Source organism: Sphingobacteriaceae bacterium GW460-11-11-14-LB5, assembly GCA_002151545.1.
In the GTDB taxonomy this organism is placed as follows: Bacteria; Bacteroidota; Bacteroidia; order Sphingobacteriales; family Sphingobacteriaceae; genus Pedobacter.
Map to the genome: position 1 here is coordinate 5,912,982 of CP021237.1, position 22,774 is coordinate 5,935,755.

A 22,774-nucleotide genomic window follows, 5' to 3' on the forward strand; every position below is an offset into this window, starting at 1 on the left:
ATAATTCAGATGAAGACTTTTAACACGGTCCAGCTTGTTAATCCTTGTCAAACAGATAAATAAAGCATATATTTCGCTTACCAAATATCAAACTATTTAAAATCTTAATGGATGCATACATTCAACATATCATTGAAGGTGATCAGATAGCTTTTGAAATAGTATTTAAACTAAGTCACAAAAAAGTCTATGCCTACTTTAATAAGAAAACAGCCTCTAAAGAATTGGCTGATGAGCTTACACAGCTTGCTTTTATTAAAATGTGGCGTTTTAGACATACTTTGACCCCGGATTTTACTTTGGATACTCAATTATTCCGGATTGCAAAAACTACTTTGCTTGATCATTTTAAAAAACTTGCAACGGAAGAAAGGAAATTGAAATCCTTTTATCAGGATAATATTGCCGAATTATATGCCCCATCATCTGATTATGAAACCAACCAGCAACTGGAAGCTGTTTTAAACCAGTTGCCTCCAACACGTAAAAAGGTGTTTATACTGAGTAGGATCGAAGGTTATTCTTATAACGAAATTGCAGAGCAGCTCTCTATTTCTCCCCGAACAGTAGAGAAACACATCTCCTTAGCTTTAAAACAATTAGGCGGTTATGCGGGTGCAGCCATTATTGTTTCATTAGCCTATAATTTGGCCTAAAAAAAAATATTTTTTATTGATTACGGGTAATCCCCACATTCAATCGTATTAGGTATATGAATATAACCGATCAGTTGCTGGATAGACATTTTAAAGGCCAGTGTACCCCGGAAGAAAAATTTGCAGTAAACGCTTTTTTAACACAGATAGATGAATTTCCGGACCATTTACTGATGCAAAATGAGTGGGATAGCATAGGCGAGGCAGCATTATCACCTGAAAAGAGCGATCAGCTTTTCGATAAGATAAAGGCAAAAACCTTTCCAAAACTCAGAGTAAAGCAATGGTTAATCAATGTTGCGGCAGCAGCGGTTATTTTTATGGCGATAGGCTTATGGTACTTTAACCAGGCTCCGCATCAACCTAAACCTAAACTCGTATTAAATGAAAAAAAACAGAACCAGAAAGAACACGTAATCGATTGGAAATCGACTGTTAACTATGCCAATAGCTTTGAAAAAATAGAATTGCCAGATGGCTCAGAAGTTAAGGTTTATCCAGGAGCAGAAGTTCGCTACACCCAACCTTTTGTTAAGGAGAAAAGAGAAGTATACCTAACTGGAAAAGCTTACTTCAAAGTAACAAAGGATAAAAAACATCCTTTTGTGGTGTATGCCAATGGCGTTTCTACTACAGCGCTGGGTACCTCGTTTACCATAACTGCAGCCAAAAACAGTACCACCGTAAAGGTTGAACTGCACACGGGAAAAGTTTCGGTAAAAAATATAGGTTCCGATCTTCAAACACCGGTATTTAGCAGTATCCTTAAACCAGGGGATATATTAAGTATTGATAAACTGAATAACCTGTTAACGGTATCGAACGGTAAAAGTGCTAAACCTGTAGAAAAAACGGTTGCGATAAACCTAAGCCAGGCACCACTTAAAGAAGTTTTTAGCAAACTTGAAAACCACTATAAAGTAAGAATCAGCTTTATAGGCGAGGATGTTGACGACAAGTTTTTTACCGGAACAATTTATCTGCAAAAACCATTGGACAGCATATTGGCAGAAATTACAGAATTAAACAAACTCAAACTAACAAAATCAGGCAAAAGGTATCTGATCAAAAAATAAAACAGCCATTACCGCTCTTTAATTTAACCAGCAATTTTATGCTGGAGAGGAACCTATTGCTCTAAAAAACCAAATAAAGAACCAAACAATGTTGAAAAAAATTACGCAGCGCATGTTGTTGTTTATGTTGCTAACCTGTGCCTGGGGCATAGTAAAAGCACAAAATGCAGAAGTTATTGGTGTTGTAAAAGATGAAAAAGGAGCTCCAATGGTTGGTGCAACGGTAGTAATCTCTTCCAAAAGTACCGACCAGAAGAAAACTGCACAAACCAATAACGAAGGGAAATTTGCGATTGCAAATCTTAATGCAAAAACACCCTACCTCATTACGGTATCGTTTGTGGGGTACAAATCTAAAACGATTGATAATTTTACACTTAAAGAGGCAGAGCAATCTTCATTAATAGTACAGTTAGAAAGTAGTAACGAGCTAAGCGATGTGGTTGTAGTAGGTTATGGGAAAAGTTCAAAAAGAAACCTGTTGCAAAGTGTAAGCGCAATTGATGCCAAACAGGTGGTAGAAGTACCAAATGCTACGCTCTCTCAGAGCCTGGCTGGGCGTATGCCTGGTTTGGTGGTTACCCAAAGTGGGGGTAAGCCAGGAAAGGCATCAAGCATCAGGGTAAGGGCATTTGATGGCTTTGGCCCATCGCAGCCACCGCTTTTCGTAATTGATGGTGTTATTTCAGACCAGTTTGCGTTTGATGGTTTGGATGCCTCTGAGGTCGAAAATATTTCAGTATTGAAAGATGGCGCATCTGCTGCGGCATATGGTGTACGTGGAGCAAATGGTGTGGTTGTAGTTACCACGAGGAAAGGTGTTACTGGCCCGCCAAAAATCAATCTTATTTCCAGTTATGGTATCAGTGAGGCTACGATCCAACCAAAAACCTTAACCGCTTATGATGAAGCCATCTATTCGAACGATTATCTAAGGTATAGCAATCTTGATCCTAATGCCTACCTCACTGATGCAAGATATTACGCACCAGATGAGTTGGAATACTGGAAAAATAATGATGTAAATTTGGTGGAAAAATATTATAAAAGACCAACTGAATACCGTACCACGTTAAACATTTCAGGTGCCAGTGATAAGGTAAATTATTTTGTAAGCGGTTCTTATTACAAGGGAACAGGTTCTTTTGATAATGTGGATTATCAGAAATATAATATCAGGGCAAAGGTGGATGCCAATATTACCAAAGATTTAAATATTGCACTCAACTTAACAACCGACATTAGAAATGATCAAAAACCATTTTGGTTATATGATAACGATAATGATGATATGCCCAACTTATATCAGGGTTTGCTTACCCGTGGTAGAATGGCCCCCGATTATATTAATATAAATGGAAAAGATTATCCTGTTGGTAATTTTATGAAATGGCACCCGGGAGAGGTGATAAATGGCAACACTGGTTATAACCGCAAAAAATGGAGTAATTATCAGGCTTTGGTAGATGTGAACTACAACTTATCATCATTGGTTGATGGTTTAAAATTACGTGCCACCTTCGCTAATTATACACGCCATGATTTTAGAAAATTATTAAATCAGCCTTACAAGCTCTATATTTTTAATAAAGCGGGTTCTAAGAACCATTTAGTAGGCGATCAGATAGACTTTAGCCAAACCCAAACCAGGAATGATGGCAATACCCTACAGGAGGTTTATAATGCATCCAGTTTTTATCAGTTGAATTTTTACATCAACTATGATAAATCTTTTGGAAAGCATAACATATCGGCTACTGCTGTTTATGAGCAGAGCGAAACCAATAACGATAATTTTTATGCCCAAAATCAATTTGTGCTCAATCGCGATCTCGATCAGTTAAACCTGGCCAGTAGCAATCCTTTATATTACAGTTTAGGCGGCAATGAATTTGATGATGGCCGTTTGGGCAGTTTTGTACGTTTAGGCTACAACTATGCGGGTAAATATTTATTGGAGGCGGGCATGCGCTACGAAGGGTCGAGGTATTTTATACCTACTAACCGTTATGCTTTTTTTCCATCAGTTTCTGTGGGCTGGCGTATTAGCGATGAAACCTTCTTTAAAGATAATGTAAAGTTTGTGAACGATCTTAAATTCAGGGCATCATTAGGCTTTACCGGGGCTGAACCCTTAGATGTTAACGGAAACAGAATAACCAACCTGCAATGGGCACAATATTATCGTAAGGCTGCCGCAGGTCCCATTTTTGGTGGTAATGTGAACAATGGAATTGCTTTAGGTACCTACCCAAATGCGGATATAACCTGGGAAAAGAAACGTTCGATAGATTTTGGTTTTGATGCCACTTTATTCAATAACAGTACAACATTATCTGCAGCCCGTTTTATGAACAAGAGAACCGATATTCTAGGTGATGTTGGCGCTAGTGTTCCTACAACCTGGGGCGCATTCTATCCGTTGATCAATTTTGGAGTAATGGAATCAAGTGGTTACGAATTTGCCCTTAACTATAAAAAAGCAGTTAATGATAACCTCAGTCTAAATGCAGGGATTAATTACAGTTATGCGGTAAATAAACAGGTGCGTATTAATCAGGCTCCGGGTACAAGAGCTTATCAAAATCTGATTGGCAGGCCTACAGGCGGTATTACGGGGCTTATCGCTACTGATATTATCCGCACCCAGGCCGATCTTAATGCACTACCGGCCGGTTATACCATTAACGGGGCAACCCCCCGCTTGGGCATGTTGAACTTTAAAGATATAAGAGGAGCGACCAGCGATGCCCCAGATGGGAAAATTGATGGTAACGACCAGGAGTTTATCGGCAAATATTCAACACCACCATCTACCTATGGTTTAACCCTGGGTGCCAACTGGAAATCGTTCAGTATTGATGTGCTGATACAAGGCACTGGTAATTATTATAAAATAAGACCTGCATTAAACAATGCACAATATGTATCCCCAGAGGCAGGGAGTGCCGAATTTTGGAAAGACCACTGGACACCAGATAATCCTAATGCTGCCTATCCGCTGTATTCTGATCAGGGAGGAAGTGGTAGCGCATCAACTTTTTGGTTAGATAATGCTTCATTTATCCGTTTAAAAAATATCAATTTAGGCTATGCCTTGCCAGCTAAAGTCATTAACAAAATAGGCTTTAAAGATATTAGGTTCTTTTTGAATGGATCAAATCTGTTCCTGTTCAAAAACAAAACCAAATATTACGATCCCGAAGCACAATCAATGTTGGCCTATCCGCTTAACCGAAATTATACTTTTGGTGTAAATATTACATTATAAACCTATTATTAAATACGTTATGAATAGAGTATCAATATATAAAATAAATAGGCTAGCGCTTATTACAGGCTTTTTGATGGTGATTGTTGCTTTGCAAAGCTGTAAAAAGGTATTGGATAAACGCGACTTAGGGGCTATACCTGAAGACTTGGTTTGGACTGATGTTACCCTCACCACACAATTTTTAAACAACATTTATTTTAGCACATTACCAGGCTGGCCCGATCCGCTAAATCATAATTCAGATGAGGCTGGCGGCGGCGGAGGTGTAATGTATGGACAGCTAACCATTAACTCTGTTGATTTTTGGACTACTTATAAGGCTTACGATATTATTAGAAGCATTAACCTGCTTTTGCAGAAATTGCCAACCACGCCCTATCAGCAAAATGATAAAAATAAATTAAGAGGCCAGGCATTGTTTTTAAGGGCCTGGGTGTATTTCCAAATGGTAAGCCGTTATGGTGGGGTGCCTTTGGTGCTCACTCCTCAATCGTTAGAAGAGGATTTAAATGTAAAAAGAAATAAAACATCAGAATGTATAGCTCAAATTACAAAAGATTTAGATGAAGCCAGTACGTTATTGCCTGTTTCATGGGCTACTGACGATGAAGGCAGGATCACAAAAGGTGCGGCTTTGGCTTTTAAAGGACGTGTATTGTTACATTATGCTTCAGAGCAATTTACCCCTGTGCAACAGCAAACCAGATGGCAAACTGCCTTTGATGCCAATAAAGCCGCTATGGATGTTTTGACCCAGCAAGGTGCAGCATTAATGCCTAGTTTTGCCGGTCTGTGGTTTATTGAGGGTAATGGAAATAAGGAAGCCATACTGGTTACGCGTTTCAATAATCCTGGTCGTTTTCAAACCCGCGATGCCTCAGTAAGGCCTTTGGAGGAGTCGCAGAACTTTACAGGTGGTGATCAACCAACACTGCAATTGGTCAATGCCTTTCCGATGAAAAACGGTTTGCCGATAACCGATCCTAATTCTGGATACGATCCTAAAGCCTACTGGTTAAACAGAGATCCGCGTTTTGCAACAACGGTAGTGCATAATGGCGATATTTGGGAATTATCTGGTAAGGCTGGCCGAACCCAGTGGACGTTTAAAGGTGCCGAAGCACAAGGTGGAACCGGTACCAGCTTTTATAGTAGAAAAGGAATTTTTGAAGCCTATAAACCTTTTGAGGCTTCTACAAGTGGTACAGATTGGATTGAGATAAGATTTGCCGAGGTAATGCTCAACTATGCTGAAACAGCAAACGAAATTGGTAACATTCAAATTGGTTACGATATGCTTACTGCAATCAGAAAGCGTGCCGGTATAGATGCTGGTGCCAATAATCTGTATGGCTTAAAAGCAGGGATGACCCAGACCGAAATGCGTAAGGCCATTTTAGATGAACGCCTGTTAGAATTTGCCTTTGAAGGTAAAAGAGAGCAGGACCTTAGACGGCGCAGGTTATATGCATCGTTACTGAATGGCAAAAAACGCACCGGTTACGATGCTACCTTGATTAAGTTCGATGGTAAACCTCAAGATTTTTTCACAGCCTATGCCACTGGAACGATTAATCTAAAAACAAACTATTTCGATTATTTTAAGGAAACAGAGCTTCCAATAGATTTAACCAATACCATCAACTTTAAAGATGAGTACTATTTCTATGCCATTCCGCAAAGCCATTTGCAAAAAAATCCTAACCTGCAGCAAACCAAGGGCTGGGATGGAGGTACTTTTGATCCCTTACAATAAATTAGCTGAATAGCGAATAATATTAAAATGCCTTACGATGCGTACACATCGTAAGGCTGCTAAAATATTTAAAATTAAAATAGATCATGTTCATGCTGTTTTAATCTAACCAAATGATAATGAGTAAAATAAGATATAAAATAGTATTACTTTTTTTAATGGTTTACCCTTTTGTAAAAGGTTATGCCCAGAAATATGCTTTAGCCAAAATGAATACTGGTTTAATTAAGCAAGAGGTGTTTTCTCCAATGGTAAATCAATCCATGCTGGGCAAAGTCATGGTTATTGCCGGTAAAAAATACAATGAGGGCATTAGTGTGCAGGCACCCTCTTCCGGTTTTCTTGATGTGGGTAAAAAAGGCTTGAAATTTATAGCCGATGTTGGTGTGGATGATTATGCTAACCGCAACCTGAATGCACCAAATATCGAATCGATTGCCCGTACCGATGGCATCAAGGTTTTTTATCAATCAGCTAACATTACCGGTAAAAAAGTATTGATCGGCATTGGTACTTCCCTGCAGGAAATTGCACCAGGTAGTGTTGTTTTTACCCTTATTGGCGATGGAAAGAAAATATGGTCCAGCGGAGTAATGAAACAGGGGGATCAAGCCAAACACATTGATGTTGATATTTCAGGGATAGCGATCTTAAATTTTACCGTTAGCGATGCCGGCGATGGCATTAGTGGCGATGTAGCCAATTGGGTAAATGCTTACGTTACCACAAGCCCGGGTTTTGTGCCCCAATTGGTTAACAAAAATTATAATGCAAAAAATAATCTTAACGTTTTAACTAAGCCACTGGCATTAGCATTACAAAAATTACCAAACTATGTAGCCGAAGTAGCTAAAACAGATTGGTTGATCCAAAAACCTGCTGAAAAGGCAAAAATACAGCGGATAGGTCATAACGAAATTATACTCAGTAATGGCCTGGCAAGCCGCACCATTACCATGTCGCCAAATGCTGCTACAACAAGTTTAAAAAACCTGGTAACAGGAGAGGAGTTTATTCGTGCTGTACAGCCAGAAGCCGTGGTTACGATAGATGGAGAAACTTACGAAATAGGCGGTCTTGCAGGTCAGGTAAACCGTGGTTATTTACTCCACGACTGGTTAAAGGATATGTACAGCCCGGCTGGGTCTTTTCAATTAAGCGATATCACTATACAGGCCATACAGCCCTTGCTGCAATGGAAAGCCAAAAGATGGCTGCCTGTTACGCAGTGGGAAGCAACCGGTAAAGAATTGATACTCTCTTTCACACATCCTGATAAAAAAGGAGTAGTGGTAAAAGTGCACCATAAAATTTACGACAATCTTCCTTTGGTAACCAAAACCATATCTGTTACCAATAACAGTGGTAAAGAAATTAAGGTGAACCATTTTGTGGGTGAAATCATTGCTTATCCCGAAAAGGAAAATTTTGTGTCGGTACCGAGTCCTGGCGCCGGTTGGAGCAAACCCAATTTTTATATAGAAAATGATTATGCTTTTGGAGGTATGATTTATGATGAAAGCGATCAGTCAATTAGCTGGGAGCGCGACAGTGCCTACACCTCACAGGTGAATTACTTATTACAAACCCCCTGTGTTGTTAAAAGCATCCCCAAAAATGGCCCTTCTCAGGTTTTGCAAAACGGTCAGCGCTGGCAGGGATTTAACACTTATACCATGCTGATGGATGGCACGGACCGGGAGCGCAATACCTTAAGCCGCCGCAAAATGTATCGTGCGCTGGCACCCTGGGTTACCGAAAACCCCATCTTCATGCACCTCACTTCTACCAAACTGGAAGTGGTTAAAGATGCTGTAGATCAATGTGTAGCCACGGGGTATGAAATGATCATTCTTAGTTTTGGCAGTGGCTTAAATATGGAAAATGTATCAAAAGAAAACCTCGATAAATATAAAATGCTTGCAGATTATGCGCACAGCAAAGGCATCCAAATAGGCGGTTACTCATTATTTTCAAGTCGTAGCATCGATCCGCAGAATGATGTCATTAATTTAAAAACAGGTAAACCCGGCGGTACTACTTTTAACAATGCGCCCTGTCTCGGTAGCCAGTGGGGGATCAGCTATCTGAAAAAAATTCAGCAATTTTTTGAATATACAGGTTTTGATTTACTGGAGCATGATGGACCTTATCCCGGTGATTTTTGCGCTTCAAAAGACCACCCGGGCCACAAAGACTATTTCGATTCGCAATGGAACCAGTGGAAACAATCAACAGGTCTGTATCAATGGATGTTGGCGAAGGATATTTACCTGAATACGCCCGATTTTTATATGCTTAACGGCGCTAATAAAACCGGCATCGGTTATAGAGAAGTAAACTGGTCGCTGCCCAGGGCAGAGCAAATTATCCTGGGGCGCCAAAATTTATATGATGGTACCTGGGTACGTACCCCTTCTATGGGCTGGACCTTTGTGCCACTTACCGAATATCAGGGTGGTGGTGCAGCAGCTACGCTCGAGCCCCTTTCCGAACATCTTAAAGAATATGCTGCCCACATGCAGCAAAACTATGGCAGCGGTGTGCAGGCTTGTTACCGTGGCAACCGCTTATACGATACTGAAGCCACTAAAAACCTGGTAAAAGAAAATATTAGCCACTATAAAAAATACAGGGATATTTTAAATGCAGATATCATCCATTTGCGCAGGCCAACCGGTCGCGACTGGGATGGAATATTACATGCAGATCCTTTGGCAAAAAAGGAAAAAGGTTTTGCTATATTGTACAATCCGCTTGATACACCGATTACAACAGCGATTAAACTCCCGCTTTATTATACAGGGATAAGTAACAGCGCAAACATCAGTATAGAAGGCAGGCTGGCAAAACCTGTAGCGGTTGATAAAGATGGTATGGCACTAATTGAAGTTACAATACCTGCAAATGGGAACACCTGGATGGTAGTGGAATAAGAAATTGATTAAAAAAAACAGTTCTAAGTTTAAATTAAAACTTAATTATTATTAGATGAAAAAATATTTAGCAAGCCTCATACTTTTCACCGCTTTTGGAGTATTTAGTCTGTCTTGTAGTGTTGATAACAACGGATTTATACAGCATTTAAAAGATGCACCGGCCAAAGTTATCCTAACCGATGGTACAGCGGCTGATGCACTCGTGGTGGATCGGAAATGGAGTGGCGATTTATGTGCACTTTCCGTTAAAAATACATCAGACAAACCGGTACAGGTAAAAGAAGTAATCTTATTTGATCTCCAGCATCAACTGGCCGATACCACCAAAATATATGGTGAAGGTTTTCAGAAATTACAACAGATAGGCGGTACACTGGGCAAACCCGAAGATTGGGGGACTTATAACGACAGAAGCCACTACAAAATCCCTGAGCCTGAAAATTTACGTACAGCTTATGGTATGTTAACCCTGCAACTACCTGAAAATAACAGGGTCTTACTGGCTACCACATCTTGTAACAGGTTTATATCCAGATTTTCTTTCGATGCCAAACGCCTTCGTATTTCGCTCGATTGCGAAAACCTGTTGTTACAGCCCGGCGAAACCTGGAATTTGGAGGAGTTTTTGGCTACCACCAGTAAGGACAGGGAGAAAAACTATGACCGTTTAACCGAAGCCATTTCTAAACACCATCCACGTTTAAAACACGATCCTGTGCCGATGGGTTGGTGCTCCTGGTATTGCTTCGGACCAGCAGTTACAGCCAAAAACGTATCAGATAATACCAACTGGATTGCCAAAAATCTGCCACAGTTAAAATACATACAGATTGATGATGGTTATCAGCCTTTGATGGGTGATTGGCTGGAAAAAGGAAAAGCTTTTGGTGGAGATGTTGCTCAGGTACTGCATGATATTAAAAATAAAGGTCTGGAACCTGCCATTTGGGTAGCACCATTTGTGGCCAGTCCGCAATCTGAATTGTTTAAAAACCATCCTAGTTGGTTTGTTAAAGATGAGGCTGGCAAACCCTTACGGTCTGATAAAATTGGTTTTGGCGGCTGGCGTTTAGGGCCATGGTATGTATTGGATGGCACACATCCTGAAGTTCAGCAATATTTTACCGAACTTTTTAAAACCATGCGCGAAAAATGGGGTGTTACCTATTTTAAACTCGATGCCAACTATTGGGGCGCTATTCATGGTGGCGTACATTATGATAAAAAGGCAACCAGAATTGAGGCTTATCGCAGGGGCATGGAAGCTATACTTAAGGGCTCTGGTAATGCCTTTATATTGGGCTGTAACCACCCGATATGGGGTTCATTGGGTTTAATTCATGGATCAAGAAGTTCTATGGATACCTGGCGCGATTGGAAATCGTTTAGGAATATTGGAAGAGAAAACCTACTCAGAGGCTGGCAGAACGGAAGGTTATGGTGGAACGATCCTGATTGTATTCTCTTAACGGACAATGGTGCCGAAGACGTAATGGATCAAGGTGGTAATGCTTCCGTAACCAAGAAAGTTGTATTGCCCGAAAATGAATTTCTATATCACGCAACAACCGTGTATGCCTCAGGCGGTATGTTATTAAGTGGCGATGATCTGACTACGATTAAGCCAGAAAGACTGGCAATACTTAAAAAAATGATTCCTCCAACAGGAAAATCGGCTAGATTTGAAAACGAAAAATTTGAAGTAGGCACGATTAATTTTAAAGATCGTATTGAATACGCGGTGTTTAATGCAAGTGATGCCCCGGTTACCCGTAAAATTAAACTACCTGCCGGAAAATACACTTTAAGTAATAAATGGACAGGCAAAGCCATTGGTACTTTTGAAAAAGAGTATGTAATTAATGATTTGCCACCACATAGTGCACAATTAATTGTGGCGAAAAAAAATAACTAAGTATTGCATCTATTTACCGCAAAAGGAAATTTATCCTGTATATTTCCTTTTGCGGTTTTTTAACGAAGTTGGATGGTCAGCCCAAATAATTATTGGGAATATTTTGTGGAGTATAATTTATTCCGTATCGCTTTTCCATCAATTGAGTAATTACTTTTGCAATAACCATTTGGTTTCGGTGCATTTGGGGTAATAGTCCCATCATTGCATAACTGATTGGATTTACGGATGGAATAAGCGTCTCCCAATCATAACCTTCACCCCAAATCAAACCCGTAACGGTCATTTCCAGATCTACAGATTGTTCAAGCAGGTAATTTCGCATATCGGCAGATTGATCACCATTTTGGTTAACCGTATGGAAGATTGGACTTTGTCCGCCAAATCCTTCAGGGTTGGTTCCGGCCGGTACATTAACATCCAGGCCATGTTTTACCAGTACTTTGGCACAGGCAACATGATTAAATTCTGCGCAGATATGCAATAACGTTACTTCAAAAAAGGGCGTGTATGCGCATCGCAATGTATACCGGTTATTCAGTGCATCGGGATTGCTTTTTAGTTGAGCATCCAAAATTTCTGCATCATCCAGCAGCAACGACAATAGTATGGGATCGTCAAATTCCAAACCATAATTAACAAAGCTTTTTACGCAGTTGCTAAATCTGGGGCTGCGGGTGTATTCGCTGGTTAATTCGTAAATCAATGGTTCTCCTTTGAACAGGCTATTGGGATTTACGCCCTTTTTAAAACATGCTTCTATACCTTCTACCGAATGAAGCTCTATTTGTATAGCGAGTTCTTGAAGCATGTCCATAAACACTGATTGATAATTACCCCATACAAGATACGTTATTTGCTGGTTTTTTGCGATTGATAATTATAACCGTGCATGTTTTGCTATTGTCCGGTATAAACAATTTTTTTGCTGAGCTTGTTTCTATCAGTGGTTACGCTAATGATGTTTACGCCTAACTCTAAATTTGCTGGGATAACTACGGTATTGTAACCTTTTTCCAGTTCTTTAGAAACTGTTCCCAACCGGCGGCCAGTTAAACCGACTACATCTATTTTGGTTTTGGTGTTATTGGCTACAAAAATGCTTAAGGTTGTTTCTTGTTTCGATACCTGTTTAATATTGAAATTGAGGCTGTTTTCTGCATTGCTGGCGATGGCTAAATTCGAATTTTGCTTTTTGCCATCAACCTCTTGTTTTATTACCTGATAATAATTGTTGTCAGCCAAAGGCGCTAAATCGACAAAGCTATAATTTAGGTTAACATCCGAATTTCCTTTCGCATTTACTTTTCCAATAACCTGAAATTTCTTTTGCTCATCTGCCCTTAGTACATCAAAATGGGAGGTATTTTGCTCGCTGGTGGTATTCCACGAAAGTTTTACCGAATTACTTAACATTTTTGTACTCAACTTGCCAAGGGCTTGTGGTGATGTATTGGCTACCACCGTAATGTTATAGGTATCGGTGAGGTAGGTGGTGCCGCCAATATTGTCGGTTACCGTATAAGTATGTTGCCCTACAGTTGGGTTTACAATTAACGATTTTGTTGTTTCGCCGGTATTCCATTTGTAATTACCTATCCATGATGCAGTTAGTGTTGCCGGCTGACCTTGCTCAATAGTGATGTTTGTTGTTTTATTTACATCTTTCATGATGGTGAACTGATCTGCAACGGTATTGTTGGCCATGATAAATTTAGCATCAAGCCTGTTTCCTTCAACCTCAAACTCGAAACTGCCTCCAACGGTATTGTTCGAATACTGCATAAAAGAAAGTGGATAACCATTGGCCTGACCTCCAACCTTACCTGAAGAGCCAGATACGACATAAATGGTACCATGTTGATTTTTGGCCGATGTGGTAATATAAGGGCCAGAATTAGTTGTACCATCATATCTGCCCGAAGAGGTGCTTACCGCATGGTTGGTAGCAGAGTAGGTGCTGGATAATCCATAATTGTTTTTCAATAGCAATGATCTTTCGTATACATGGCTATGACCATTAATAACCAGGTCTACGCCTTTGTTTTCCAGTATTTGAATTAGATTTTGTCTAATTGCAACCAAATCACTCTCTGTATCAGAATTATGGCTGCCTTTGGTATACGGAGGGTGGTGAAAAAAGGCGATGGTCCATTTTTTCTGGTTGGCCGCAAGGTCGCTGGTTAACCATGCAGCCTGGGTACTTCCTGCATCGTAAAAACGTTTGTTATCTTCTTGTCCATAAGCATCGAGTGCCACAAAGTGAATATCGCCATAATCAAAAGAATAATATTCTTTCTTGCCTGAAGCCACTCCGCCCAATTCTCCGTTTTTAGGCATGGTAAAATTGCTCAGGTAAGGAATGTTATGATCGTCCTGTCTGCTACCACTGTTGGCATAATCGTGATTGCCTGGCGATGGGTACAGGTATACATTCTTTAACAGATCATCCTTGTAGATATCAAAAAAACCGGTCTGGTATTCCGAATCCTGGCCACTTTCATAAGCATTATCGCCTAACAGTAACCATACATCTGTCGGATTGCTACCTAAATAGTTTAACAATGCATTTTTTGTATTCTTTTGGTTGGTCGAATTGTTCCCGCAATCTCCAAAGGCGGCAACCCTGATTTTTCTGGTAGTATTGGCTAATGGCGCTGTACGCAGGTAATTATTAGCGCCTGTTTCTAAAACCGTAGTTCCGGTGCCCACACTATAAAAATATTTGGTATCGGCAGTGAGGTTGGTAACACTAATTTCGTGCTCTTTGGTTAAAGTTCCGTTGCTGGCACTACTGGTTAAGCTATTCTGTGCGGTACCATATGCAACCTTTGTGTCGGTAGCAATGTTTGTTCTCCATCTTAAGGTGGCACTATTCTGCCCACCCATTTGTAAATACGGTCCCCGTGTTATAGCGGGTGCCGGTGGTAGGGTAGAACCCTTAAGTTCCATGTCGAAAAAAATATCGCTGCTACTGATGCTTTGCTGATGAATTTCTACCGCAATTGTATTTAACCCATCTTTTAACAAAACAGGATCAATCAGAAACTCGTTAATGGTGGTATTATTTCCTAAAGCAGAAGCCAGTGTAGTATAAGAAACCGTGCCAGTGGGTAAACTGCCTCGGTATACTTCTGTTCCATTAACATAAACAATTGCTCCATCATCCTTTTTAATTCTTCCGGTAATTTGCAGGTATTGCGAAGGATTGTGAATAGAAAATGTTTTTCTAAAATAGGTTGTTGCATACTTACTGGATGCATTACCGCCGTAACCAACTGTTGTTAATACGCCACTACTGGCATAACCTAAAGGTGCCGGGCCTCCAGACCAGCTCAGGTCATTGTAATTTATCGAGGTCCATAGGTTCGACTGGTTAGAGCCATTATCGAGGTATTTCCATGATGTACCAAAAGGGAAAAAGGTAAGCGGTTCTGTTTGTTGTGAGACAACGCCAAAATTATAAGTTTTCGAATCTATAATGGCATCTGTTGGTTTGCTGCCCGAAGTAGCCAGAAAAACACCTTTTGGCATCTCCAGGTTAATTGCCGCATTAAATGGGAAATCTGCCGGATTAATGGTTACGACACTGCCCGAAATACTAACAGCCGTCGAATTTACATCGATGGTTTGCAATACAATTCCACCATTTTTAAGGATAATATTACCTGTTCCTTTAAGCACATTCTGATCAAAAGTTAAGGATATATTACTGCTGGTTGCAACATTTGTTAGATCATCAGCCGGAGAAGAAGCAATTAACAATGGCGGTATCCCGCTAGGTTTATACTCACCTTTTATCTCCATATCAAAAAAGATATCGCTGCTACTGGCACTTTGCTGGTGAACCTCTACTGCAATGTAGTTATCGCCGGTAACAAAGGCCGAAGCCGGGATCGTAAAGGATTGCGGGCTTGCACCATCGTCTCCAAGACTAGCCAGGGTGGTGTAATTAACTGTTCCGGCAGCGATATTATTTCTATATACTTCAGTGCCATTTACATACACAATGGCGCCGTCGTCTCTTTTTATGCTGGCATTAAATTTAGCATAGTTGTTAATGTCTGATACGTTTATTTTCTTACGGAAATAGGTAGTGATGTATTTTGCACTTGAATTACCACCATAACTTACGGTGGTGGTTAAGTTACTTGCCGAGTAACCAAAAGCTGCCGTATTGGTGGTCCAGCTGGTATCGTCAAAACTGTTACTTCTCCAGGCAGCCGCCTGATCCGTGCCATTATCCAGGTATTTCCATGCAGAACCATAGGGTAAAATATTGCTTTCAGGAATGTTTTTAAGTTCGAGGTCAAAATAAATATCGCTGCTGCTCACACTTTGCTGATGGATCTCAACCGCTATATAATTGTCGCCATTATTCAGAAGGCTTTTAGGTACTTTAAATGTGAGCAGATCTGTATATTCTAAATATACCGGAGCAAGTGTAGTATAGGTAACGGTGCCGGTACCCACGTTATTTCTATATACTTCAGTACCATTAACATAAACAACCACGCCATCATCGCGTTTCACCGTGCCAACAATGTTGTTATAAAGCGAAACATTGGCAATATTTATTTTCTTGCGGAAATAAGTGGTAACAGGTTTATTGCTGGCGTTGGAGCCATAACTCACCGTTGTGGTAACAGGTTTATTGGTTGGATAGCCCAGCGGCGCACTGCCACTACTCCAGGTTTCGGTATAGGCACTGCGCCAGGCCGTGCCTTGATCAGTTCCATTGTCTAAATAATTCCAGTTAGCACCAAATGGGATGAAAGTGGTAATTTGTGCCTGCAGTTTTGCGCTAAAGATTAACGACAATATTGCTAATACCAGGTAACTAAAGTAGATTTTTTTCATAGAGCGGAAACAGCTGTTTGTTTAATGACATTACAAACCTACTAAGCCCTAAGGGAATTAGGTAAGTTTTGATCATTTTAATTATGTTTAGTTTTTGTTAGGATTAGGTGAAGAATAAAATTACATCAGTATTTGTCTAATAATAAACCGCATATTAACTTTTTTGTATTGATTATTAACTGTTTTTAGTATTTATAAACTTATAAAATTAAATTTATAACCTTTATATGAGTAATGAAAATTAGAATACTCCTGGTTGTGGCGGCTTTTGTATGCCTGTGTAATATCTATGCCGTAAAAAAGGATGATGTGCACACGGCGCATGCTCAAACCGAATATTTTTTTAAAACGGGTTTAAAGGATGTTATTCTATCGTTAGACAATTTAACGTTGGCCGTAAAAACAGGGGATGCTAAAAATATTAAAAGCTCATTCAGAAATAGCAGGCTTCAGTTTAAAAAAATTGAGTTTTTAACCGAGTATTATTATCCTTATCTGGCCAGGCAGATGAATGGACCGGCTTTACCTTTTAGCGACGGCGAAAATTCTTTAAAAACCCTGGATCCCGAGGGTTATCAGGTGATTGAGGAAATGATATTTCCAGGTTTCAAGCCTGAAGAAGCGGCAGCAATCATTAAGAATATTGAGTTGTTGAAAGAAAATTTCCTGAAGATCCTTAATCAGCAATATCCATTAGGCTTTCAGGATCAATATATTTTCGAAGCCATGCGTTATGAAATTTACCGCATCATTGCACAAGGTATAAGTGGTTTTGATTCGCCGGTTGCCTATCATTCTTTGCCAGAGGCCGGCGCAGCTTTAAGTGGTTTGTCAGCATGTGTATCGTTTTTTGACAGCAGCAACTCCGAAAACCAGGCAAAAAATAATTTACTTTCAAAACTTCAGCTATCCAGGGATTATTTAAAGCAGAATGATAATTTCAATAAATTCGACAGGCTGTTATTTATTAAAAACTACGCCAACCCATTATCAGGTTCTTTTCTGGCATTTCAAAAACAATTGGGCATTGTATTACAGCAAAGATCTGAGCGCATTAATACCAACGCAACTTCACTGTTTGCCATGGATAGTTTCGATCCCGCTATTTTCGGACTGAATGTAGCATCTGCGCCTTCGCCTAAAAAAATAGAACTCGGCAAAAAACTCTTTTTTGATCCAATCCTTTCAGGAAATAACCGGGTTTCCTGTGCTTCATGTCATAACCCCGCCATGGCTTTTACAGATGCTTTGCCTAAAAGTATTGCGTTTGATCAGAAATCAACCACGGCCCGTAATGCCCCAACGTTGCTTAATGCGGCTTTCCAGCCCAAACAATTTTACGACTCGAGAGCGGTATTTTTAGAAGAACAGGTTTTCGATGTAGTGCATAATGCTACCGAAATGGGTGGCTCTTTGGATAAAGCTGCGCTGTTATTGAATAAGGACAGCGAATATGCCAGGTTGTTCAATAACGCTTACCCTGATGCTAAATCTATTTTGGTCGATAATATAACCAATGCCCTGGCTTCTTATATCCGCTCTTTGGTGAGCTTAAATAGCAGGTTCGACCAATATATGAAAGGCAATGAAAAGGCACTTTCTGAATCAGAAAAGGCGGGATTTAACATTTATATGGGTAAAGCAAAATGTGGCACCTGCCATTACGTACCTTTATTTAATGGCGTAGCGCCGCCTTATTTTGCTGAATCAGAATCTGAAGTACTCGGTGTTCCGGATCGTGCAGATAAAAAGACGGCTAAACTAGATGCTGATCTGGGCAAATACAACCGGTATAAAATTGATATCCTGAAACACTCTTTTAAAACACCAAGCCTTAGGAATATTGCAGTAACAGCACCGTATATGCATAATGGTGTTTTTAAAACCTTAGAAGAGGTTGTCGATTTTTATAATGACGGCGGTGGTGCAGGCTGGAAAATAGGTCCGGATAACCAAACGCTGGGAACTGACCCATTGGGATTAAGCAAATCTGAAAAAACAAAACTTATTGCTTTTCTGAAAACGTTAACCGATACCCGGCCGAGGTAAACCAGGTACTCAGGCCTTTGGTGGCTTTTATACGCACTTTCGTTTATAAACCCGTTATGCTGCTATAGGCGCTCCTCCTGCTTTCCGTTTTATCCCCATGAAGGACCTGTCGTGTGAACTCATCTTTTGATTTGGGTTTTTATGCATTTTGCTAACCAACATTAATAAAGCTTAGGCTTTGCCGAAGAACTTCGTCAATCCCAAGTGGCAGAAAAATCAAAAAAACAGTTACAGAATAGAACAAATAGCACTACCAAACCTTAAACGCAGTGGTTTTGTGTTCAATAGTCATGATTCCCAGCTTTTAAAAGGTATTGAACACAAAACGAAGTGCCGCTGTTTTTTTGATGAGCCAGGGGCAGTGAGAAGCCACCTTGCCGGATTGACAAAGCGCTTTGGATACTTTGGCGCTCCAAAGTACCATGCCCCCGCGGCAGAGAGCGGAAAAAAAATAATATTTGTGGCCACAAGATAGTTTTTTAAAGGACAATTGGCTCTTAATAGCAGGACGATCGCCTTTGGAATATTTCCAAAAAATACAGGCTAACAAAGATGTGCCACATCATACGATGAAGGACGCGATGCACACTCCAATCAGGTCTAAATGGCATCAATAATAGTATGAGGTGCAGTTGCATGAGTTTTAATATCAAGTTTTATTTATAAACCAAGTGATAACTGCTGCTCCCTAAGTGCTATCAAATGCCGATTTCAAAAAAAAAAATGCTAAAAAATTTGCGTAGTCACATAGCTACACTTATATTTGTAGTCAAATAACTACATAATGAATTTAAGAAGAGATGTATTTCAGGCCATTGCCGATCCTACCCGAAGGGCGATATTGTTGCTGGTGGCCTCGCAATCGATGACCGCTGGCGCAATAGCCACTAATTTCGACACGGCAAGGCCAACTGTTTCAAAACACCTGCAAATTCTTACCGAGTGCGAATTGTTAGAACAAAAACAAAATGGAAGAGAAATTCATTACCATACCAACGCGAAAAAAATGAAAGAAATTGCCGATTTTATTGAGCCATTCCGCAAAATGTGGGACGACAGATTTAATAAACTGGAAGATATCATGAAAAACTATAAACCAGGCAAATAGCATAACATGGAGCAGAAAACAAAAATTGATGCCGAAAGTGGCAAGCAGGAAATGATCATTACAAGAGAATTCGAGTTACCTGTAGCATTGCTTTTTAAGGCTTACGTTGAACCCGAAATTATCACACAATGGATGGGAACCAAGGTATTGAAGCTTGAAAACAAAAAGTATGGCAGTTACGAGTTCGAAACATCTGATGCCAAGGGAAACCTGGCATTTGTGGCCACTGGTGTAATACATGAGTTTGTGCCTGAGGAAAAAATTACGCGCACATTCGAAATGGAGCAGACGCCTTTTGGGGTTCAGCTCGAGTTTTTAACCTTCGAAAAACTGACCGATGATCGGAGTAAACTCACCATGCACGTAATTTACAAATCAGTAGGGGTAAGGGATCAAATACTATCGCTGCCTTTTGCTAAGGGTATTAACATGGCGCATAGCCGTTTAGAAGACATTGTAAAACAAATAAAATAATCCATCATGACAAAGACAAACAAAATTATCTATTGGATTGCCACCGTGTGGCTGTCGCTAGGCATGTTATCAACGGGAACCGTACAGTTGATCAAAATGAAGGAAGAAGTAGCATTATTTACCCACCTGGGTTACCCAATCTATTTCCTGACTATATTAGGGATTTGGAAAATTTTGGGTGTGGTTGCGGTGTTAATTCCTAAATTTACTTTACTGAAAGAATGGGCGTATGCAGGCTTTTTCTTTGCCATGTCTGGTGCTGTTTTTTCGCACATGGCTATTGGCGATACCAGTGTTTCAGCCTACTTCGGCCCATTATTACTACTTGTGTTAACGGTATTGTCGTGGTATTTCAGGCCTGCAGATCGAAAAATCATTTCAGTTAACTGAAATAATTGAAAGTAAGGAACAAGCAAAGGAACAAACAAATTCGACTGACATGAAAACGAATCCAAAAGTTGATTTTTATTTTAACAAAGCCAAAAAGTGGCAGGAAGAACTGCTGTTATTGAGAACAATTGCATTAGATTGTGGGCTTAGCGAAGAATTAAAATGGGGAGTGCCCTGTTATACTTTGCAGAACAGCAATATTGTTTTAATCCATGATTTTAAGGAATACTGTGCGTTTTTGTTTTTTAAAGGCGTTTTATTGACTGATACCGCTGGGATTTTGATCCAGCAAACCGAAAATGTACAGTCGGCCAGACAGGCGCGTTTTACCAATGCCCTTGAAATAGTAGAGCTGAAAAGCATTTTGAAAACTTATATTGAGGAAGCTATTGAGGTGGAAAGAGCTGGTTTGAAAGTAGATTTGAAAAAAACTGCTGAGTATGCCATTCCAGCTGAGTTTCAATATAAATTAGATCACATTCCGGATTTGAAAACTGCATTCGAAGCCTTAACACCTGGTCGTCAGAGAGCTTATCTGCTTCATTTTACTGCGCCCAAGCAAGCTAAAACCCGTGAGGCCAGGGTTGAAAAATTTATGCCCCACATTCTGAACGGTAAAGGATTGAATGATTAGTCAATCTTCGTTCATGATGTTTGAAAGTTACCATAGGTATCATGAACCACTGCTTTCTCGCTCTAAGCAGCGATCCGCATTAGTAGTTTGTATGTGGGGATTAATCCCAATAGGCCGAGGCATGTTTTTGTATTAAAATTTAGAAATGATTGTGCAGTAATTCTTGGAGGCTTTCCGTCCCGCCATTCGCTTTATCCAGATGAAAAATCTGGATGCCTGCTGCTGTCGGGTTTAGGAACAGGGGTTGTACGCCCGCAACCATAAAAAATGAAATGCTGTTTAGGCCCTTTCGCCCCCGTTTGAAGCAGAAAATGAGAAGAAACCTGGTGTTTTGCACTGGTGTGGTGCTTCAAATGGATCTGGTATTTCCTGAAATCAGAAAGGGATTGTTGATTGAAGATGTAAAAGAATTTTTAACCGAAATATAAAACTTATGAGTAAAATAAATAGCAATAAAAAAGAGTTATCGCCCGGGCAGGCCAAAGAACTACTCCATACTTTAAGCGTCCGTTTTGAAAAAAACATGAACCGCCACAAAGATTTTGAATGGGCCAAAGTACAGGCAAAACTTGAGGCTAAACCCGAAAAACTATGGGTGCTCGATGAAATGGAAGTAACCGGTGGCGAGCCCGATGTTGTTGATTTCGATAAAAAAACAGGCGAATACATATTTTACGATTGCTCGGCAGAAAGTCCTAAAGGACGCAGAAGTGTATGTTATGATTTGGAAGGTTTAACATCAAGAAAAGAGCATCAGCCGGAAAATAATGCCATAGATATGGCTGCAGAGATGGGTGTAGAGATTTTAACGGAAGAACAATATCGTTTTTTGCAACAACTCGGAAAATTCGACACCAAAACATCGAGCTGGATTGTTACGCCTCCTGCAATCAGGAAATTAGGTGGTGCCCTTTTTGGCGATCGCCGCTATGATCATGTATTTGTGTATCACAATGGCGCACAATCGTACTATGCCGCAAGGGCATTTCGTGCTTTGTTAAAAGTTTAAGCCGATGCTTACAATAATTTTTGATAACAAAAGAAACGGAGCCCAGGCCGTTTCGCCAGGCTAATTTCACCACTAAACTGATAGCCGAGCTTCGGGAAAAGTGCCTGGGTGGCCATATTTTTGCTGTTGGTGTCCACCCTTAAGATGGAAATACCCGAAGCTTTTGCTACCGCCTCGGCCTGGTTCATTAAAGCCCTGGCAATACCCATGCCCTGGCAATCAGGGTCTACTGCTAAACGGTGTGTAACAATGGCTTTTTCGTTAATGTCCCAGCCTGCATCAGCATACTCGGGATCTTGATCTGTAGTAATTGCAGAAACGCCAACAACCTGCCCTTCCAGCTCAGCTACCCATAACTGACCGATGGTAATATCGCTGGCAAATACTTCCGGGTTCGGATAATCGTCTCCCCACTGGAAATTTCCTGCAGCACGCATTAAGGGTACAACTTTATTTACCAGGTGCATTATTTTCGGAATATCGGCTGTTACGGCTAATCTAATTGTCATGCCCGCAAAGATAATGAATGGGTTTGTTAGTTCATTTGTCATTCGTTTATTGGTTGGCATAGTGTAGAAACCTGCGTAATGGTTAACTGGTTAATTATTTAAATTGGTTAATCGATTCCAAACGC

17 protein-coding genes are annotated in these 22,774 nt (G+C 40.2%); 14 read left to right on the top strand and 3 right to left on the bottom strand.

Going from position 1 to position 22,774, the window contains the following annotated elements; translation table 11 throughout:
• The first annotated feature begins 107 nt into the window (after positions 1-107).
• The 6 genes from CA265_24305 to CA265_24330 all read left to right on the top strand — a co-directional run bounded on the left by CA265_24305 (position 108) and on the right by CA265_24330 (position 11,616).
• Positions 108-656, top strand: a complete 549-nt coding sequence (locus CA265_24305; GenBank protein ID ARS42614.1) for a hypothetical protein — start codon at positions 108-110, stop codon at positions 654-656.
• A 56-nt stretch (positions 657-712) separates the two neighbouring features.
• Positions 713-1,732 carry a hypothetical protein gene (locus CA265_24310; GenBank protein ID ARS42615.1) on the top strand — a complete coding sequence of 340 codons (1,020 nt, stop codon included), beginning with the start codon at positions 713-715 and terminating at the stop codon, positions 1,730-1,732.
• An 88-nt stretch (positions 1,733-1,820) separates the two neighbouring features.
• A complete protein-coding gene (locus tag CA265_24315; protein ID ARS42616.1) occupies positions 1,821-5,003 on the top strand; it encodes a hypothetical protein in 3,183 nt (1,060 codons plus the stop codon).
• A gap of 19 nt (positions 5,004-5,022) precedes the next feature.
• Positions 5,023-6,762, top strand: a complete 1,740-nt coding sequence (locus CA265_24320) for a hypothetical protein (GenBank protein ARS42617.1) — start codon at positions 5,023-5,025, stop codon at positions 6,760-6,762.
• A gap of 113 nt (positions 6,763-6,875) precedes the next feature.
• Entirely contained in the window at positions 6,876-9,698 is a 2,823-nt protein-coding gene (locus CA265_24325; GenBank protein ID ARS42618.1) for a hypothetical protein, read from the top strand.
• Positions 9,699-9,753: 55 nt separating this feature from the next.
• A complete protein-coding gene (locus tag CA265_24330; GenBank protein ARS42619.1) occupies positions 9,754-11,616 on the top strand; it encodes a hypothetical protein in 1,863 nt (620 codons plus the stop codon).
• A gap of 76 nt (positions 11,617-11,692) precedes the next feature.
• Here CA265_24330 and CA265_24335 read toward each other — a convergent pair whose 3' ends face one another.
• Positions 11,693-12,433, bottom strand: coding sequence for a hypothetical protein (locus CA265_24335; GenBank protein ID ARS42620.1), 741 nt, complete (start codon positions 12,431-12,433; stop codon positions 11,693-11,695).
• Positions 12,434-12,516: 83 nt separating this feature from the next.
• Positions 12,517-16,476, bottom strand: coding sequence for a hypothetical protein (locus tag CA265_24340; GenBank protein ID ARS42621.1), 3,960 nt, complete (start codon positions 16,474-16,476; stop codon positions 12,517-12,519).
• A 234-nt stretch (positions 16,477-16,710) separates the two neighbouring features.
• Between CA265_24340 and CA265_24345 the strand changes: the two genes are divergently transcribed.
• From CA265_24345 to CA265_24380, 8 genes are all read left to right on the top strand, one after another.
• Positions 16,711-18,525, top strand: coding sequence for a hypothetical protein (locus CA265_24345; protein ARS42622.1), 1,815 nt, complete (start codon positions 16,711-16,713; stop codon positions 18,523-18,525).
• Between the two features lie 178 nt (positions 18,526-18,703).
• On the top strand, positions 18,704-19,000 hold the full coding sequence (locus CA265_24350) for a hypothetical protein (protein ARS42623.1): 297 nt from the start codon (positions 18,704-18,706) through the stop codon (positions 18,998-19,000).
• A gap of 309 nt (positions 19,001-19,309) precedes the next feature.
• A complete protein-coding gene (locus tag CA265_24355) occupies positions 19,310-19,633 on the top strand; it encodes a transcriptional regulator (GenBank protein ID ARS42624.1) in 324 nt (107 codons plus the stop codon).
• Positions 19,634-19,639: 6 nt separating this feature from the next.
• Complete coding sequence (locus tag CA265_24360; protein ID ARS42625.1) at positions 19,640-20,107, top strand: ATPase; 468 nt, start codon at positions 19,640-19,642, stop codon at positions 20,105-20,107.
• Between the two features lie 6 nt (positions 20,108-20,113).
• Complete coding sequence (locus CA265_24365) at positions 20,114-20,497, top strand: DoxX-like family protein (GenBank protein ARS42626.1); 384 nt, start codon at positions 20,114-20,116, stop codon at positions 20,495-20,497.
• A 49-nt stretch (positions 20,498-20,546) separates the two neighbouring features.
• Positions 20,547-21,131: a hypothetical protein gene (locus CA265_24370; GenBank protein ARS42627.1), complete on the top strand. Its 585-nt coding sequence runs from the start codon at positions 20,547-20,549 to the stop codon at positions 21,129-21,131.
• Between the two features lie 212 nt (positions 21,132-21,343).
• A complete protein-coding gene (locus tag CA265_24375; GenBank protein ID ARS42628.1) occupies positions 21,344-21,559 on the top strand; it encodes a hypothetical protein in 216 nt (71 codons plus the stop codon).
• A 5-nt stretch (positions 21,560-21,564) separates the two neighbouring features.
• Positions 21,565-22,140 (top strand): hypothetical protein, encoded by a 576-nt coding sequence (locus CA265_24380; protein ID ARS42629.1) that lies wholly within the window; start codon positions 21,565-21,567, stop codon positions 22,138-22,140.
• Between the two features lie 8 nt (positions 22,141-22,148).
• On the opposite strand, the gene CA265_24385 is transcribed toward CA265_24380, so the two are convergent.
• Entirely contained in the window at positions 22,149-22,649 is a 501-nt protein-coding gene (locus CA265_24385; GenBank protein ID ARS42630.1) for a GNAT family N-acetyltransferase, read from the bottom strand.
• Between the last annotated feature and the right edge of the window lie 125 nt (positions 22,650-22,774).